Source organism: Streptomyces venezuelae ATCC 10712 (assembly GCF_008639165.1).
Taxonomy (GTDB): domain Bacteria; phylum Actinomycetota; class Actinomycetes; order Streptomycetales; family Streptomycetaceae; genus Streptomyces; species Streptomyces venezuelae.
The window spans coordinates 4004605-4020735 of record NZ_CP029197.1; the positions used below are offsets into that span (position 1 = coordinate 4004605).

The 16131-nt window shown below is 69.9% G+C and carries 19 protein-coding genes; 10 read left to right on the forward strand and 9 right to left on the reverse strand.

The annotated features are described in order from the left end of the window. The first annotated feature begins 22 nt into the window (after positions 1–22). Genes DEJ43_RS18335 through rplI form a run of 3 tightly spaced genes read left to right on the forward strand, consistent with a single transcriptional unit; the run spans position 23 to position 1370 of the window. Positions 23–613: a single-stranded DNA-binding protein gene (locus DEJ43_RS18335; protein ID WP_015034883.1), complete on the forward strand. Its 591-nt coding sequence runs from the start codon at positions 23–25 to the stop codon at positions 611–613. 55 nt (positions 614–668) lie between these two features. Further along, entirely contained in the window at positions 669–905 is a 237-nt protein-coding gene (rpsR, locus tag DEJ43_RS18340; protein ID WP_005315025.1) for a 30S ribosomal protein S18, read from the forward strand. Positions 906–923: 18 nt separating this feature from the next. Continuing rightward, entirely contained in the window at positions 924–1370 is a 447-nt protein-coding gene (gene rplI / locus DEJ43_RS18345) for a 50S ribosomal protein L9 (RefSeq protein ID WP_015034884.1), read from the forward strand. Positions 1371–1454: 84 nt separating this feature from the next. Here rplI and DEJ43_RS18350 read toward each other — a convergent pair whose 3' ends face one another. Then, complete coding sequence (locus DEJ43_RS18350; protein ID WP_015034886.1) at positions 1455–2792, reverse strand: MATE family efflux transporter; 1338 nt, start codon at positions 2790–2792, stop codon at positions 1455–1457. A 422-nt stretch (positions 2793–3214) separates the two neighbouring features. Between DEJ43_RS18350 and dnaB the strand changes: the two genes are divergently transcribed. Together dnaB and DEJ43_RS18365 are read left to right on the forward strand one after the other, a co-directional pair. Beyond that, a complete protein-coding gene (dnaB, locus tag DEJ43_RS18360; RefSeq protein WP_015034887.1) occupies positions 3215–4699 on the forward strand; it encodes a replicative DNA helicase in 1485 nt (494 codons plus the stop codon). A 356-nt stretch (positions 4700–5055) separates the two neighbouring features. Next, positions 5056–6435, forward strand: coding sequence for a serine hydrolase domain-containing protein (locus DEJ43_RS18365; protein ID WP_041664036.1), 1380 nt, complete (start codon positions 5056–5058; stop codon positions 6433–6435). Between the two features lie 66 nt (positions 6436–6501). Here the strand turns inward: DEJ43_RS18365 and DEJ43_RS18370 are convergent, their stop codons facing one another. The 3 genes from DEJ43_RS18370 to DEJ43_RS18380 all read right to left on the reverse strand — a co-directional run bounded on the left by DEJ43_RS18370 (position 6502) and on the right by DEJ43_RS18380 (position 8449). Then, positions 6502–6954, reverse strand: a complete 453-nt coding sequence (locus DEJ43_RS18370) for a GNAT family N-acetyltransferase (protein ID WP_015034891.1) — start codon at positions 6952–6954, stop codon at positions 6502–6504. A 76-nt stretch (positions 6955–7030) separates the two neighbouring features. Further along, positions 7031–7489 carry a MarR family winged helix-turn-helix transcriptional regulator gene (locus DEJ43_RS18375; protein WP_015034892.1) on the reverse strand — a complete coding sequence of 153 codons (459 nt, stop codon included), beginning with the start codon at positions 7487–7489 and terminating at the stop codon, positions 7031–7033. Between the two features lie 99 nt (positions 7490–7588). Next, on the reverse strand, positions 7589–8449 hold the full coding sequence (locus DEJ43_RS18380; protein WP_015034893.1) for a GNAT family N-acetyltransferase: 861 nt from the start codon (positions 8447–8449) through the stop codon (positions 7589–7591). A 100-nt stretch (positions 8450–8549) separates the two neighbouring features. On the opposite strand from DEJ43_RS18380, the gene DEJ43_RS18385 reads away from it, so the two are divergent. Both DEJ43_RS18385 and DEJ43_RS18390 read left to right on the forward strand, forming a co-directional pair. After that, positions 8550–9203, forward strand: coding sequence for an HAD family hydrolase (locus tag DEJ43_RS18385; RefSeq protein WP_015034894.1), 654 nt, complete (start codon positions 8550–8552; stop codon positions 9201–9203). A 105-nt stretch (positions 9204–9308) separates the two neighbouring features. After that, positions 9309–10562 carry a globin domain-containing protein gene (locus DEJ43_RS18390; RefSeq protein WP_106433725.1) on the forward strand — a complete coding sequence of 418 codons (1254 nt, stop codon included), beginning with the start codon at positions 9309–9311 and terminating at the stop codon, positions 10560–10562. Here the strand turns inward: DEJ43_RS18390 and DEJ43_RS18395 are convergent. The 5 genes from DEJ43_RS18395 to DEJ43_RS18415 form a co-directional block, all read right to left on the reverse strand. Further along, positions 10505–10984, reverse strand: a complete 480-nt coding sequence (locus tag DEJ43_RS18395) for an NUDIX domain-containing protein (protein ID WP_015034896.1) — start codon at positions 10982–10984, stop codon at positions 10505–10507. The two genes, DEJ43_RS18390 and DEJ43_RS18395, sit on opposite strands and share 58 nt — an antisense overlap. 54 nt (positions 10985–11038) lie before the next feature. Continuing rightward, positions 11039–11935, reverse strand: coding sequence for a LysR family transcriptional regulator (locus DEJ43_RS18400; protein ID WP_015034897.1), 897 nt, complete (start codon positions 11933–11935; stop codon positions 11039–11041). A gap of 248 nt (positions 11936–12183) precedes the next feature. Continuing rightward, the gene (locus DEJ43_RS18405; RefSeq protein ID WP_041664038.1) at positions 12184–13308 is read right to left on the reverse strand and encodes a cystathionine gamma-lyase; all 1125 of its coding nucleotides are present in this window, start codon (positions 13306–13308) and stop codon (positions 12184–12186) included. 5 nt (positions 13309–13313) lie between these two features. Continuing rightward, on the reverse strand, positions 13314–13805 hold the full coding sequence (locus tag DEJ43_RS18410; RefSeq protein WP_015034899.1) for a low molecular weight protein-tyrosine-phosphatase: 492 nt from the start codon (positions 13803–13805) through the stop codon (positions 13314–13316). A gap of 9 nt (positions 13806–13814) precedes the next feature. Continuing rightward, a complete protein-coding gene (locus DEJ43_RS18415) occupies positions 13815–14192 on the reverse strand; it encodes a phage holin family protein (RefSeq protein ID WP_041662660.1) in 378 nt (125 codons plus the stop codon). A 51-nt stretch (positions 14193–14243) separates the two neighbouring features. On the opposite strand from DEJ43_RS18415, the gene DEJ43_RS18420 reads away from it, so the two are divergent. From DEJ43_RS18420 to DEJ43_RS18430, 3 genes are all read left to right on the forward strand, one after another. Then, entirely contained in the window at positions 14244–14561 is a 318-nt protein-coding gene (locus DEJ43_RS18420) for a cupin domain-containing protein (protein WP_015034901.1), read from the forward strand. A gap of 214 nt (positions 14562–14775) precedes the next feature. Further along, entirely contained in the window at positions 14776–14994 is a 219-nt protein-coding gene (locus DEJ43_RS18425) for a DUF5326 family protein (RefSeq protein WP_015034902.1), read from the forward strand. 270 nt (positions 14995–15264) lie between these two features. After that, complete coding sequence (locus DEJ43_RS18430; RefSeq protein ID WP_071892466.1) at positions 15265–16002, forward strand: IclR family transcriptional regulator; 738 nt, start codon at positions 15265–15267, stop codon at positions 16000–16002. Positions 16003–16131 lie beyond the last annotated feature (129 nt).

Sequence of the window (16131 nt, forward strand, 5' to 3'; positions counted from 1 at the left end):
AATCCCGCCGAGAGGTACCCCCATGGCAGGCGAGACCGTCATCACGGTCGTCGGCAATCTTGTCGACGACCCCGAGCTGCGCTTCACCCCGTCCGGTGCGGCGGTCGCGAAGTTCCGTATCGCGTCCACCCCCCGCACCTTCGACCGTCAGACCAATGAGTGGAAGGACGGCGAGAGCCTGTTCCTCACCTGCTCGGTCTGGCGCCAGGCGGCGGAGAACGTCGCCGAGTCGCTTCAGCGAGGCATGCGCGTCGTCGTGCAGGGCCGGCTGAAGCAGCGGTCCTACGAGGACCGTGAGGGCGTCAAGCGCACGGTCTACGAGCTGGACGTCGAGGAAGTCGGCCCCAGCCTCAAGAACGCCACGGCCAAGGTCACCAAGACCACCGGTCGAGGCGGCCAGGGCGGTTACGGCGGCGGCGGTCAGCAGTCCGGCGGCGGTGGCAGCTGGGGTGGGAACTCCGGCGGTGGCCAGCAGGGTGGTGGCGGTGCTCCCGCCGACGACCCGTGGGCGACCGGCGGTCCTTCCTCCTCCGGCGGCGGCCAGCAGCAGGGCGGCGGAGGCGGCTGGGGTGGAAACTCCGGCGGCGGCTACTCGGACGAGCCCCCCTTCTAGGGCACGCCCGCGAAGCAGCTCGTACCCCCATTCTTGATCACACAGGAGAAACACCATGGCGAAGCCGCCTGTGCGCAAGCCTAAGAAGAAGGTCTGCGCGTTCTGCAAGGACAAGACCGCGTACGTGGACTACAAGGACACGAACATGCTGCGGAAGTTCATTTCCGACCGCGGCAAGATCCGTGCCCGCCGCGTGACCGGCAACTGCACGCAGCACCAGCGTGACGTCGCCACGGCCGTCAAGAACAGCCGTGAGATGGCGCTGCTGCCCTACACGTCCACCGCGCGATAAGGAAAGGGTGACCGACTAATGAAGATCATCCTGACCCACGAGGTCTCTGGCCTCGGTGCCGCCGGCGATGTCGTCGACGTCAAGGACGGTTACGCCCGCAACTACCTGGTCCCGCGTGGTTTCGCGATCCGCTGGACCAAGGGTGGCGAGCAGGACGTGGCGCAGATCCGCCGCGCCCGCAAGATCCACGAGATCGCGACCATCGAGCAGGCCAACGAGATCAAGGCCCAGCTCGAGGGCACGAAGGTGCGCCTGGCCGTTCGCTCCGGCGACGCCGGCCGTCTCTTCGGCTCCGTGACCCCGGCCGACATCGCCTCGGCGATCAAGTCCGCGGGTGGCCCCGACGTCGACAAGCGTCGCGTCGAGCTCGGTTCGCCGATCAAGACCCTGGGCTCGCACCAGGTGTCCGTGCGTCTGCACGCCGACGTTGCCGCGAAGCTCGGCGTCGAGATCGTCGCCGCGTAACGCTGCCTCGGCAGTCTGCGCTCAGCAGTGAGGAAGGGCCGCACCCCTCGGGGTGCGGCCCTTCCGCTGTTTCACGTGAAACATTCAGCGGGTGGCGCCGGTGACGATCCAGCGCCCGGACCGGGAGCGCAGCCACAGAGTCGCCATCCGGACCGACATCATCAGCGTCATCGCCCACCAGATCGCCGTCAGCCCGCCTCCGAGTGTCGGGATCAGAAGGGCGACCGGGGCGAAGACGGCGAGGGTCAGCAACATGGCCCAGGCCAGGTAGGGGCCGTCCCCGGCGCCCATGAGGACGCCGTCGAGGACGAAGACGACACCGGCGATCGGCTGTGAGACCGCGACCACGAGCAGGGCGGGCAGCAGGGTGTCCTGGACGGTGGGGTCGCCGGTGAAGAGCGGGATGAACAGGGGACGGGCGACCACGAGCAGGGCGCCGAGGACCACACCGGAGACCACGCCCCACTGGACCATCCGCCGGCAGACCTGGCGGGCGCCCTCGGCGTCGTCCGCTCCGAGATAGCGGCCGATGATGGCCTGGCCCGCGATGGCGATGGCGTCGAGGGCGAAGGCCATCAGGCTCCACAGGGACAGGATGATCTGATGGGCGGCGACCTCGGCGTCACCCAGCCGTGCGGCGACGGCCGTGGCGATCATCAGAACCGCGCGGAGCGAGAGCGTACGGACGAGCAGGGGGACGCCGGCCTGGGCGGAGGCGCGTATGCCGGCCACGTCGGGGCGGAGGGAGGCGCCGTGACGCCGGGCACCCCGTACGACCACGACGAGATAGGCGGCGGCCATGCCGCACTGGGCGATGACCGTGCCCCAGGCGGAGCCGGCGATCCCGAGGCCCGCCCCGTAGACCAGGCCCACGTTGAGGGCGCCGTTGGCCGCGAAGCCGCCGATGGCCACGTAGAGCGGCGTGCGGGTGTCCTGGAGGCCCCGCAGGACGCCGGTGGCGGCCAGGACCACCAGCATCGCGGGGATGCCGAGGCTGGATATGCGGAGATAGGTGATGGCGTAGGGGGCTGCCGTGTCGGAGGCGCCGAAGACGTCGACCAGCCAGGGCGCCGTGGGCAGCGTCAGCGCGACGACGGCGGCGCCGAGGAGGAGAGCGAGCCAGATGCCGTCCATGCCCTGCCGGATGGCGGCCTGGAGGTCTCCGGAGCCCACACGGCGGGCGACGGCGGCCGTGGTGGCGTACGCCAGGAAGACGAAGACGCTGACGGCGGTGGACAACAGGGCCGCGGCGATCGCGAGACCCGCGAGCTGAGGGGTGCCGAGGTGCCCGACGATGGCGCTGTCGACCATCAGGAAGAGCGGCTCGGCGACAAGGGCGCCGAAGGCCGGCAGGGCGAGGGCGACGATCTCGCGGTCGTGCTGTCGACGGACGTCCCTGGACGTCGCGGGAGCCTGGGTCATGGGGTCAATCTAATCTTCCACAGGTAAGAGATGCAATGCTTGGGTGATCCTTACTTGGCGAGGGCAAGGCGCTTCGGGTGTGGGTCGTTTGTTCTGATCTTGGTCCAGGGGGAAAAGTTTTTCTCCCCCACAGCCCGTGGATGGAAAAACCCCAGGTCAGGCAGGTGGTTCAGAGGGCCCTATGAGTTTGTCCACATGGCTGTCCCCCGCTCCGTGCACAGGTTCCGGCGAGTTCTCCACAGCATCTGGCCCTTCACCCACAGGGCCTGTGGATAACCAGATTGGCTGACGCCCCTCGCGGGCCTACCGTGGTCCGGCGCCCGACGCGCCAGAAGCGGTCGCAAAGCCACTCGTTGATCAAGCCCGTGGCGTAAGAAAGAGTGGCATGGCGAGGTCCGCGGAGCGGACGGAGGAGGTGCTTGGTGAGCGTTCCCGAGCCCATGGACGACCCCTGGGCCGACGGCGGACCGAGCGACCGACTGCCCACCCGCACCCGGGGTGAGGGACGCGGCCGCGGCCGTGGCCGGGACGACCAGCACGAGCGGGGCGGCGAGGGCGGACCGTGGGACGGCGGACTCTCCGGCTTCGAGCGCGTCCCCCCGCAGGACCTCGACGCCGAGCAGTCCGTCCTCGGCGGCATGCTGCTCTCCAAAGACGCCATCGCCGACGTCGTGGAGATCATCAAGGGCCACGACTTCTACAAGCCCGCCCACGAGACCGTCTACGCCGCGATCCTCGACCTCTACGCCAAGGGCGAGCCAGCCGACCCGATCACGGTGGGCGCCGAACTCACCAAGCGCGGGGAGATCACCCGCGTCGGCGGAGCCTCCTATCTCCACACCCTGGTCCAGTCGGTACCGACCGCCGCGAACGCCTCGTACTACGCGGAGATCGTGCACGAGCGGGCCGTACTGCGCCGCCTCGTCGAAGCCGGCACCAAGATCACGCAGATGGGGTACGCGGCCGACGGCGACGTCGACGAGATCGTGAACTCGGCCCAGGCCGAGATCTACGCGGTCACCGAGCAGCGCACCACCGAGGACTACCTGCCGCTCGGCGACATCATGGAGGGCGCCCTCGACGAGATCGAGGCGATCGGCTCCCGCAGCGGCGAGATGACCGGTGTCCCCACCGGCTTCACCGACCTCGACTCGCTGACCAACGGTCTGCACCCCGGCCAGATGATCATCATCGCGGCCCGTCCCGCCATGGGTAAGTCGACGCTCGCCCTGGACTTCGCCCGGGCGGCGTCCATCAAGCACAACCTGCCCAGCGTCATCTTCTCCCTCGAAATGGGCCGCAACGAGATCGCGATGCGTCTGCTGTCGGCGGAGGCCCGGGTCGCGCTCCACCACATGCGCTCCGGCACGATGACCGACGAGGACTGGACCCGCCTCGCCCGCCGGATGCCGGACGTCTCGCAGGCCCCGCTGTACATCGACGACTCCCCGAACCTGTCGATGATGGAGATCCGGGCGAAGTGCCGCCGGCTCAAGCAGCGCAACGGCCTCAAGCTCGTCATCATCGACTATCTGCAGCTCATGCAGTCGGGTGGCTCCAAGCGGCAGGAGAGCCGGCAGCAAGAGGTCTCCGACATGTCGCGAAACCTCAAGCTCCTCGCCAAGGAGCTGGAGCTGCCCGTGATCGCGCTCTCGCAGCTGAACCGTGGCCCCGAGCAGCGCACCGACAAGAAGCCGATGGTCTCCGACCTCCGTGAGTCCGGCTCGATCGAGCAGGACGCGGACATGGTCATCCTGCTGCACCGTGAGGACGCCTACGAGAAGGAGTCACCGCGCGCGGGCGAGGCTGACATCATCGTGGGCAAGCACCGAAACGGCCCCACGGCCACCATCACCGTGGCCTTCCAGGGCCACTACTCCCGCTTCGTGGACATGGCCCAGACCTGACCGAGGCCGACGCAGGGTCTACACGGGAAGCCACTCGTGGGCGGCGGGTGCCCGTCTCGGAATGGGAAGGCCATGAGCCCGAGCCACTCTCCTCTGAGGAGTTCGAGGCAGTGTGGGGCCTTGCCCGTTGCCAGATTGCAGCCCGGCCCAGCTGAACTCTCGGCCTCAGCCAGCGGCTCCCGGGCGGCTGGCTTCGGGAGCATCTCGCCGCGGAGGCGACGCACTACCTGTTGCCGACGATCGTGCAGCGGCTTACGCACCGGCCCGAGGTGCCGCTGCGGTGGAGGTGCCGGCAGCCGGATCAGCCGTAATGGGGAGGCCGCCGCGAAGGGGGATCGCGTTGGATGGGGGGCATGATGACATCTTTTGAAGCGCTGTTGCCCGGTACCGAGCGGGCTTTGCTGCACCGTGTGGCGGTTGCTCAGGCCGAGGGGCGTGCGCCGTCCTTCGTCGGGGCGGTGGTGCGGGACGGCGCGCTGGTGTGGAGCGGTTCGCGCAGCTGCGTGGACGGGCACGCGCCGGACACCGACACGCAGTTCAGGATCGGATCCCTCACCAAGGTCTTCACCGCGGTGCTGGTGATGCGGCTGCGGGACGAGGGGCGCCTCGCGCTGGACGATCCGTTGGAGCGGCATCTCAAGGGCACGGGCGCCGGTGAGGTGACGATCGCTCAGCTGCTCGGCCACAGCAGCGGTCTCGCGGCCGAGACGCCGGGCCAGTGGTGGGAGCGCTCGTCCGCCGCTCTGCGGCCGGAGCTCTCCGACGTCCTGGGGGAGCAGCCCTTCGTCCAGGCGCCGGGCCGTCGTCACCACTACTCCAACCCCGGGTACACGCTGCTCGGTTCGCTGGTCGAGGCCGTGCGTGGGGTTCCCTGGGCCGAGGTGCTGCGGCGCGAGATCCTGGAGCCGCTGGGGATGAACCGTACGACGGTGGACCCGGTCGCCCCGCATGCCGGCGGCTGGGCGGTGCACCCCTGGGCGGATGTGATGCTGCCGGAGCCGTCGGAGGATCTCGGGCTGATGGCACCCGCCGGCCAGCTCTGGTCGACGGCGGGGGATCTCGCCCGCTTCGCCGCGTTCCTCGCGGCGGGTGACGAGCGGGTGCTCGTCTCGTCCTCCGTGGAGGAGATGCGGGCCCCGGCCGCGGCGGCGGGCGAGGGCGACTGGGAGGGGAGCTACGGGCTCGGCCTCCAGTTGCTGCGCAGGGACGGCCGGACCCTGATCGGCCACACCGGCTCGCTCCCCGGCTTCGTCGCCGCCCTCTGGGTAAGCGTGGAGGACGGACTGGCGGCGATCGCCCTCGCCAATGCCACCTCAGGGCCGCTGACGGCCGCCGTGGCCGCCGATCTCGTACGGATCGTGGCGGAGGCGGAGCCGAGGTTCCCGGAGCCCTGGCGGCCGATTCCGGAGGCGGAGTTCGACGAGGAGCTGCTGGCGCTGACCGGGCCCTGGTACTGGGGCACGTACGCCTACGGGCTTCGACTCGGTGCCGACCGGAGCGTGTCGCTCGAACCCCTGAGGGGAGCGGGGCGGCGGGCCCGCTTCCGGGCGCTGCCCGAGGGTGGCTGGGTCGGGCTGAACGGCTACTACGAGGGAGAGACGCTGCGTGCGGTACGGCGGGCCGACGGCAGCGTGAGCCATCTCGACCTCGGCTCCTTCGTCTTCACCCGGGAGCCTTATGCGCCGGCGGACGCGGTGCCGGGCGGGGTGGACGAGGCGGGCTGGCGCGGTCTCTGACCCGTTCTGCGGTGTTTCACGTGAAACAGTGCGCCGGGATCCGTCCCGGCGCACTGTTCCGCCGCCTCAGAGGCTCTTCTTGAAGCCCACGTGGGAGGCCTCGAAGCCGAGACGCTCGTAGAAGCGGTGGGCATCGGTGCGTGTGACGTCGGAGGTCAGCTGGACGAGCTTGCAGCCCTGTCGGCCGGACTCCTCGACGGCCCATTCGATGAGCTGTGACCCGAGACCGCTGCCGCGCTCGTCGGAGTGGACCCGCACGCCCTCGATGATCGAGCGCGTGGTGCCCCGGCGGGAGAGTCCGGGGATGACCGTCAGCTGGAGGGTGCCGACGACCTTGTCCTCGCGGACCGCCACCACGACGTGCTGGTTCGGGTCGTTCGCGAGGCGCTCGAACGCGGTGAGGTACGGGCTGAGGTCGTCCGGAGACTCCCGCTGGGCGCCCAGGGGGTCGTCGGCGAGCATCGCGACGATGGCCGCGAGGTCATCGGCGGTGGCGGGACGTATCTCAAGATCGCTCATGCTCCGCAGCGTACGCCGAGCCTCCCGCCGCGCTCCTCACGCGGCGGCGCTCAGCCTCACGAGGAAGTGCTCAGCCTCACGCCGGGGCGGTCACGCCTTCCACGACCTGCACCAGCGGGGCGAGCTCGGGGTTCTTCGCCGCCTCGTCGAGGGCCTCGCGCAGGGCGCTGTCGTTGGTGGGGCGCGCCTCCGCAAGGAGCGTCAGGCCGGCCTCGGTGACATCGGTGTAGATGCCGCGCCGGTCGGTGGCGCAGAGGTACCGGGTGAGCAGGCCGCGGTCCTCGAGCCGGGTGACCAGCCGGGTGGTGGCGCTCTGGCTGAGGACGACCGCGTCGGCGACCTGCTTCATCTGGAGGTGACCGCCCGGGCCGCTGTGCTGGCGGCTGAGGACGTCGAGGAGCGAGAACTCCCGCACGCTCAGACCGTGCCGGGTCTCCAGGGCGCGCTCGATGTGCGACTCGATCCTGCCGTGGAGCAGGGAGAGGGCGCACCAGCGCTGGGAGAGCGCGGTGAGTGCGGGATCCGTCGCGGTCATGGTCTCTCTCCTCGGTCTCTCCTTGGCACCGGAGTGTTCTCGACCCAGGGTAGACGATGCAACGCAATAATGCGCGTCTGCAAGTAAATCGTGACCGGGTCAGCCGGCCGCGACCGTCAGCGGCGCGAAGCGGCGCCGCCAGTCCCCGGGGAGGTCGGGGAGGGAGCGGACCATCACCGCGTTGGAGGCGACGGAGTCGACGCCGTTCTCCTTCAGCCAGCCCAGCAGTGCGGTATGACGCACATCGACGTCCGTGCGCAGGGGGCGGTCGCCGGCGGCCGCGAGTGAGGCGATGAGGGCCTGGGCGGTGGCGGGGTCCCGGGCGATCAGCGGTCCGACGACATGGGTGTCCATGTTGGGCCAGGCCGCCGCGAAGCCCGTGACCTCGCCGTCCTCCACCGCGACCCGGAGGTGGTCCGCGAACGCGGGAAGCCGGGTGATCATGTGCGTGCGGTCGAGGCCGAAGACCTCGTGGTCCAGACGCAGGATCGTCTGGAGGTCCTCCGCCGTCGCCGGGCGCACCGGGACGGCGGGGGCGGGGGTGCTGAAGGTGAAGCGCCCGCGGACCATCTCCGCCCGGCTCGTCTCCGTGAAACCCAGCTGCTCGTACAGGGGCTGTCCGTTCGGTGTGGCGTGCAGCGTCAGTGGCGTGTCACCGGCCTCCGTCACGACGTGCTCCATGAGCCGGCGCCCCACGCCCTGGCGTGCGTATCGCTCCGCGACGAGCACCATGCCGATCGCGGCGAGCCCGGGGCCGTACGAGGTGACGACGGAACAGGCGAGCAGCCCGGCTCCGGAAGGGTCGTCGATGCCGTAGCCGGTGCCCGCGGTGAGCAGCAGGCCCCACTTGTGCTCCTCCCGTGGCCAGCCCCGGTTCTCGGAGAGGTCGGCGCAGGCGAGGAGGTCGTCCGAGGTGAGACGCCGGACGGGGAGCTGCGCGAGGGAGGGGGAGATCGGCATGGTTTCAGGCTGTCCGACACGGTGATCTTCCGTCCACCCCTTTACCGGATCTGACCGGCACCCGGAGCGGCCGTTGATTCCGCCCCATCGGTTGCCGACGATGTTTCACGTGAAACACCACACGCCGCGACTGCACTTCTTCGACCTCGACGGGACTCTGATCAGGGGCTCGGCCGCTGCAGTGGAGATCTCCCGGCAGCTGGGACTCGACGAGGAGATCGCCGCCCTGGAACAGGGGTTCCTTCAGGGGCTCACACCGGACGAGTTCGCCGTCCGGGCCCGTGAGCTCTGGTCCGCGCTCACCGTGGACCAGGTCACCGCCGCCTTCGACGGGGCACCCTGGCTGGCGGGCATCCGTGAGGTCTGGGCCGACATCCGGGCCCGGGGCGATCGCTGCGCGGTGATCTCCCTCTCGCCCGACTTCTTCGTCGAGCGGCTTCTCGACTGGGGCGTCGAAACGGCGCACGGTTCGCGGTGGCCGGCCGTTCCCTTCACCGCTCCGATCCACCGGCCCAGCATCCTCAACGCGAGCGCGAAGGTCCGCATCGCGCGAGAGCTCTGCGCGGGATACGGCATGGACCCGGCCGACTGCGTCGCCTACGGCGACTCGATGTCCGACGCGGAACTCTTCGCCCTCGTCCCGCACACCGTGGCCGTGAACGCGGACCACCATCTCGCCGGGCTCGCCCGCCACAGTTACACGGGAGGCGATCTGCGCGAGGCCTATGCCCTGGTCCGAAACAGCGCAGCTTAGCCAGAAACCCTGATCTATGGCCCGAGAACGCCGCTTTCCGTCCGAAGCGGCCGTCGGGAGGAGAAGCTGCGAGCACGGAAGACGGCCAGCGTGAGGGCGAGGCACATGATGGATGCTCCGACCACCACGAGGTCGGCGGACGGACAGGACTCCTCGGCGGGGGACGGGAACGAGCCCGGAATACCCGTCGAGGCCTCCGCCGACGCGGTCCTCGTCCGGCGCACCCTGGCGGAGATCGCACCCGTCGCCGACCGGGTGACCTCGTACTTCTACGCCCTGCTCTTCATCCGGAACCCCGAGCTGCGCGAGATGTTCCCCGTGGCCATGGACACCCAGCGGGACCGGCTCCTGAAGGCGCTCCTCACCGCGGCGGAACACCTGGACGACACCCCGGTGCTCACCGCGTACCTGGAGAACCTCGGCAGGGGACACCGCAAGTACGGCACCCACTCCACCCACTACCCGGCCGTCGGTGAGGCCCTCATCGGCGCGCTCGCGCGGTACGCGACGACGAGCTGGGACGCCGAGGCGGAGGCGGCCTGGGTCCGTACGTACACGACGATCTCCCAGATCATGATCGACGCGGCGGCGGAGGACGAGCGCTCGGCGCCCGCCTGGTGGCAGGCCGAGGTGGTCTCCCACGATCTGCGCACCCCGGACATCGCCGTCGTGACCCTCAGGCCCGACCAGCCGTACCCCTTCCTCGCGGGGCAGTACACGACGCTGGAGACCCCGTGGTGGCCGCGGATATGGCGTCACTACTCCTTCGCATCGGCACCCCGGCCCGACGGGCTGCTGTCCCTGCACGTCAAGGCGGTACCGGCCGGTTGGGTGTCCAACGCGCTCGTCCACCGGGCGCGCCCCGGGGACGTCCTGCGGCTCGGTCCGCCGGCCGGCTCCATGACGGTCGACCACGCCGCGGACACCGGCCTGCTCTGTGTGGGCGGAGGCACGGGGATAGCACCGATCAAAGCCCTGGTGGAGGACGTCGCCGAGCACGGGGACCGGCGTCCCGTCGACGTCTTCTACGGAGCGCGCAGCGACCACGACCTCTACGACATCGACACGATGCTGAGGCTCCAGAAGACCTTCCCCTGGCTCTCCGTCCACCCCGTCACCGAGGAGCAGGGGCGGCTCCCGGAGGCCGTCTGCCGCTACGGCTCCTGGAGCGAACGCGACGCGTATCTCTCGGGGCCGCTCGGCATGGTGCGCCGCGGGGTGGACGCGCTGCGGGGAGCGGGGGTCCCCGTCGAGCGCATCCGCCACGACTTCCTGACCGAGCTCGCGCCGGCCGACCCCGATCAGCCCAGGTCGGGGGCGTGCATGGCGCGGACGCCCTCGATGTTGCCGTCGAGGTAGTGGCGCAGGGAGAGCGGGACGAGGTGCACGGCGGCGATGCCCACCCGGCTGAAGGGCACGCGGACGATCTCGTACTCGCCGACCGGCTCGTCCATCTCGGGGCCGTGCCGCAGCGAGGTGTCCATGGAGTCGAGCCGGCAGACGAAGAAGTGCTGGACCTTCACCCCGGAGACACCGCCGTCGACGATGTGCTCGACGGTGTCGACGAAGCAGGGCACGACGTCGACGATCTTGGCGCCGAGCTCCTCGTGCACTTCGCGGTGCAGGGCCTCGACCACGGTGGAGTCGGAGGCCTCGACGCCACCGCCGGGCGTCACCCAGTAGGGATCCATCCCCGGCTTGGTGCGCTTGATGAGGATGAGGTCGTCCCCGTCGAGCAGGATGGCGCGTGCGGTGCGCTTGATCACGGGCCGTTCGTTCATGGGAAGAAAATGGCCCGTACGCGGTGCCCTGAAACGCGCCGGCCCGTCAGGGACTCACCAGTCCCCCGCCGCCCGCAGCAGTTCCTCATGAGCCCGCGCGATGGGCGACAGCGCGAGCGTCCCCGTCCGCACGACGAGGAAATAGGTCCGCAGCGGCGGGACCGGCGGGTCGAGCAGCGCCACCAGCCGTCCTTCGTCCAGGGCGTCCTCGCACAGATAGCGGGGCAGCACGGCGAGCCCGGCACCGGAGGCGGCGGACTCCCGTACGGCGCGCAGATCGGGCGCGATCACGGTGGCGGCCACCGCCGGCTTGGTCTCGAAGACGCTCGCCCAGTACCGGGCGACGAAGGGCAGCGACTCGTGCACCTCGACCACCGGCAGCTGCTCCAGGACCACGGCGCCCTTGCGGAGGAGCACCTCGGGGGAGAGCCGGGCGGCCCAGCGCGGCGCGGCGACCAGGACGTACTCCTCGTCGCAGAGCGGCGTGGAGACGAGCAGGCCACCGCGGGGGCGGGCGGTGGCGACGGCCAGGTCGTGGTGCCCGGCGGCCAGCCCGTCGAGGATCTCCTCGGTGTTGCCCAGGAACGACGCCCGGACGGCGAGGCCCTGGCCGACCAGCGGGGTGAGCGCGGGCAGGACGCGGAGCGCGGTGAACTCCGGGGGCCCGGCGACGTGCAGGGTGCGGACGCCGCTGTCCTCGTCGAGGCCGGTCTCGGCGATCTCGACGAGCGCGTCGAGATGCGGTGCGGCGCGGTGCGCGAGCTCGTCGCCGATGGTCGTCGGCGTGACCCCGCGGGCCTGTCTGAGGAAGAGCGGGCGCCCGAGCTGTCGTTCGAGCGTGCGGATCTGGCTGGTGACGGCGGGCTGGGAGAGGCCGAGGAGCGCGGCGGCCCGGGTGAAGGAGCCGGCCCGGTGCACCGTGACGAACGTGCGCAGCAGGGCCAGATCCATGTCCGCCCCCTCCCGGCCGTGGGGCCGTTCGACTCAGGCGGTCGGCTGACTGCGCCTCAGGACCGTCCAACTATAAATAAGTCGATAGGTCTCTGTCGCTACCGTGATTGGACACTGACGCACAGTCAACTAGCCTTGTTCAGGCGGTCTCCGCGCGTGGAACCGAGGCGTTCCGAGCCACGAGGGGGGAGGCTCGGAGCGTCTCGTTCCGTGCGCCCGGGACAGGCGCGGACCGCGTCCGGCCGGTGCTACGCGCCGGCCTCGTCGAGGGCCCGCAGCACATCGGCGATCAGGTCCTCCGGGTCCTCCGCCCCGACCGAGAACCGGACGAAGCCCTCCGCGACCGCGTCCCCGCCCCAGCGCCCGCGCCGCTCCGCGGTGGAGCGCACCCCGCCGAAGCTGGTGGCGTCGTCCACGATCCGCAGTCCTTCGAGGAACCGCTCGGCCCGCTTCCGGTCCGCCAGCTCGAAGGAGACCACCGGCCCGAAGCGCCGCATCTGCCGGGCGGCCACCGTGTGCGAGGGGTCGTCGGGCAGCCCCGGGTAGCGCAGCCCGGTCACGTCCGCCCGCTCGGCGAGCGCCCGCGCGAGCGCGAGCGCGGTGGAGCACTGCCGGTCGATCCGCAGCTGGAGCGTGGCGAGCGAACGATGGGCGAGCCAGGCCTCCATGGGCCCCGGGATGGCCCCGACGACCTTGCGCCAGCGCCGTACCTCCGCCGCCCGCCGGGGATCACGGCAGCTGACGTGACCCAGCAGGATGTCCCCGTGCCCGGTCATGCCCTTGGTGTCACTGGCCACGGAGAAGTCCGCGCCCAGTTCCAGCGGACGCTGGCCGAGCGGTGTGGCCAGGGTGTTGTCCACGGCGACGAGCGCCCCTGCGGCATGCGCCGCGGCCACCAGACGGCGGATGTCGCAGACGTCGAGCCCGGGGTTGGACGGGGTCTCGATCCACAGCAGCCGGGCCCCTTCGAGCACGGCGAGCTGACCGTCGCCGCCGGTGGGCGCGGTGCGGACCTCGATGCCGAAGGCCCGGAGCTGCTCGTGCAGCAGCGGCAGGGCCTGGTAGCCGTCGGTGGGCAGGACCACCGCGTCGCCGGCCTTCAGCTGGGAGAGCAGGACGGCGGAGATCGCGGCCATGCCGGAGGCGAAGACCAGCGTCTCGACGTCCGGCTCCCCCGGCGCCTCCAGCTCGCCGATCGCCCGCTCCAGGTGCGTCCAGGTGGGGTTCTCGTCCCGGCCGTAGGTGTACGGCCCCGTCGGCTCACCGGGCAGATGGAAGTGTGCGGCGAAGACCGGTCCCGGCAGGGTCGGCTCGTACTTCACGGGGTCGGGAAGCCCGGCCCGTACCGCGCGCGTGCCGTCGCCGTATGCCATGTCCGTCACGGTGTCCGTTCCTCCAGTTCGAGGCGTACGGCGGCGAGCAGTCCCTCGCTCGCGGCCTCCACCATGTCCAGGCACTCCTCGAAGCCCTCGCGGCTCCCGTAATAAGGGTCGGGGACGTCGAGTCCGGTCCCGGCGGCGGGGTCGTAGGAGCGCAGCAGTCGTATGCGCGCGGCTTCCTCGGGCGTGCGGGCCAGCTCGCGCAGATCCCGCAGGTGCCCTTCGTCCAGCGCGATGACCAGGTCGAGGGCGGGGAACCAGGAGGCCCTGAACTGTCGGGCCGTGTGCGCGGAGGTGTAGCCGTTCTCCTCGAGAACGGCCACGGTGCGCGGGTCGGCTCCGTCGCCCTCGTGCCAGCCTCCGGTGCCGGCGCTGTCGACCTCCACCAGCCCGCCGAGGCCGGCCTCCTCCACATGTCTGCGGAAGACGTGCTCGGCCATCGGCGAGCGGCAGATGTTGCCGGTGCAGACGAAGCAGACGCGGTAGGTCATGGCCCCCACTCAGTCGCCGTCGGGGAGCACGACGTTCAGGGCCCACGAGACGACGGAGATGATCAGGCCGCCGAGGACGGCGGTCCAGAAGCCCTCCACGTGGAAGCTGAGGTTGAACTGCTCGGCCAGCCAGGAGGTGAGGAGCAGCATCAGGGCGTTGACCACCAGGGTGATCAGGCCGAGGGTCAGAATGAAGAGCGGCAGCGTCAGCAGCTTGACGACGGGCTTGACCAGGAAGTTCACGAGCCCGAAGACCAGGGCGACGAGAATGAGGGTCAGGACCTTCTTGCCGGTGCTTTCGCCGGTCAGGGTGATGTCCTGGAGCAGCCAGATGGCGACGCCCAGGGCGCCCGCGTTGGCGAGCGTCTTGACTACGAAATTCATCATGTGTCTGATCGTGGCAGACATGATCGTGCCGAGGGCAGGGGCTGACAGGCGATGAAGGCATTCCGACTGGATGAACTGGAGGCGGAGCGCGCCGCCAACAAGGGCGCTTACCTCCAGTTCCTGCGGGAGCGGAACATGTCGGTCGGTCTGTACGCGCTGGACGCGGGGGAGCTCGACCCGCAGCAGCCGCACCGCCAGGACGAGGTGTACTTCGTGGTGAGCGGCCGGGCGTCGATCACGGTCGGGGCGGAGACGACGCAGGTGGCGCGCGGCAGCGTGGTCTATGTGCCGGCCGGGGTGGAGCACAAGTTCCACCACATCAGCGAGGACCTGCGGGTGATGGTCGTCTTCTCCCCGCCGGAGGCCTGAGCTGCCCGGCCGGGCCCTGAGTTCCCCGCCGGAGGCCTGGGCGCCCCCGGCCGGACCCTGAGCCTCCGGGCCTTCGTACCTCGGCAGCCCCTAAGGGGAGGATCAGGGGACAGCGGGGGCCGCACGGCCCCCGTGGGCCTCTTCCGGCCCCTAGCCTGAGATGTGTTCGGCGCGGAGTGTGCGGAACGGATCTTCGAGAGCGAGGGAGAAGACGATGGCCGTACAGGAGGTTTTCGCGGGGATGCCCTGGTGGGTGAAGTGGGTCGCCATACCCCTGCTCGCCCTGATGGTCTTCGGCGGACTGATCACCAGCGTCCTGGCCTTCGTGGTCGGGCTGCTCTTCAAGGTCCTGCTCTTCGTGGGCCTCGTCGCCGGACTGATCTACGTCGTACGGAAGTTCACCTCCTCCGACCGTTCGCGCGAGGAGTGGTAGCACACGCTACCGATCGGTATGAAGCCGACGGAGGGTATTAGCCCGGCCGGGGGAACGCGCTGGTCGAATCAGGGCATGGGCCCAGGGGCTGCCACTAGAGTGGAATCCCTCCGCCGCGTTGGGGACTACAGGCGTAGACCTCCGTACTGACCAGCGGTTTCCCAGGCCCGGCGGGCGCGCGGGGGCGGCCCCCGCGGGCGGGTGCGATGCACCCGTCGTCACGCCTGGGGGTGACCTTTGGCCACGGCTACGCAGACGGCGGCGCCTACGCTGATCGGCTCGGTGCAGCGGGCGCTGAGGCTTCTGGAGGCTGTGTCCTCCCATGCGGAAGGCGCCCCGGCCAAACAGCTCGCCCGTGAGACGGGCCTACCGCTGCCCACGACGTATCACCTGCTCCGCACCCTGACGCACGAGGGCTATCTGGTCCGTGAGAAGGGTGTGTTCGTCCTTGGCGACGCCGCGGTCCGACTGGCCGGCGGCGGAGATGTGCAGAATCGTCGCATCAAGATCGAAGACTCCCTTGCCCGCTGGCGGGACGAGATCGGTGTGCCCGTCTACTTCGCCCTCTACCGCGAGGGGGAGATCGAGCTCGTCGCTGTCGCCGACACTCCTTCCGCTCCGGCGGTGGAGGAATGGGCCGATTTCCGCGAGACCGGACACGCCCATGCGATCGGGCAGTGCCTGCTGAGTCAACTCGATCTGAAATCTCGTCAAGACCACCTTGACCGCCACCCGGTGGAAGCGATCACTCCGTACACGCTCCGTAACCGCCGTGCGCTTTTGGATCGTTTGGGCGGTTTGGGGCGAATGGAGCCCTTGGTGGAGCGGCAGGAATATGCGCTCGGCACGGTCTGTGCCGCAATCCCCATCACAGCGGGCTCCACAGCCGCCGCGATGGCCATTTCCCTCCCCCTTCACCAGGAAGAACGGTTGCTCCCAGCAGTCGAGCGGCTACGTACGGAGATCGGGAGGCTCTTCAGTTCCCTCGCTTTCTCTATCAGTATCTGAAAAATCACTCCTTGTGATCTGCTAGTGCTTACAGCACGATTGCGTCAAGAGGGCCACGGGGGATCATTCCTGGCCGTTTCGGTCACAGCTTTCAGCAGCTGTGTTTACACAACTGCTTCATCTACTGCG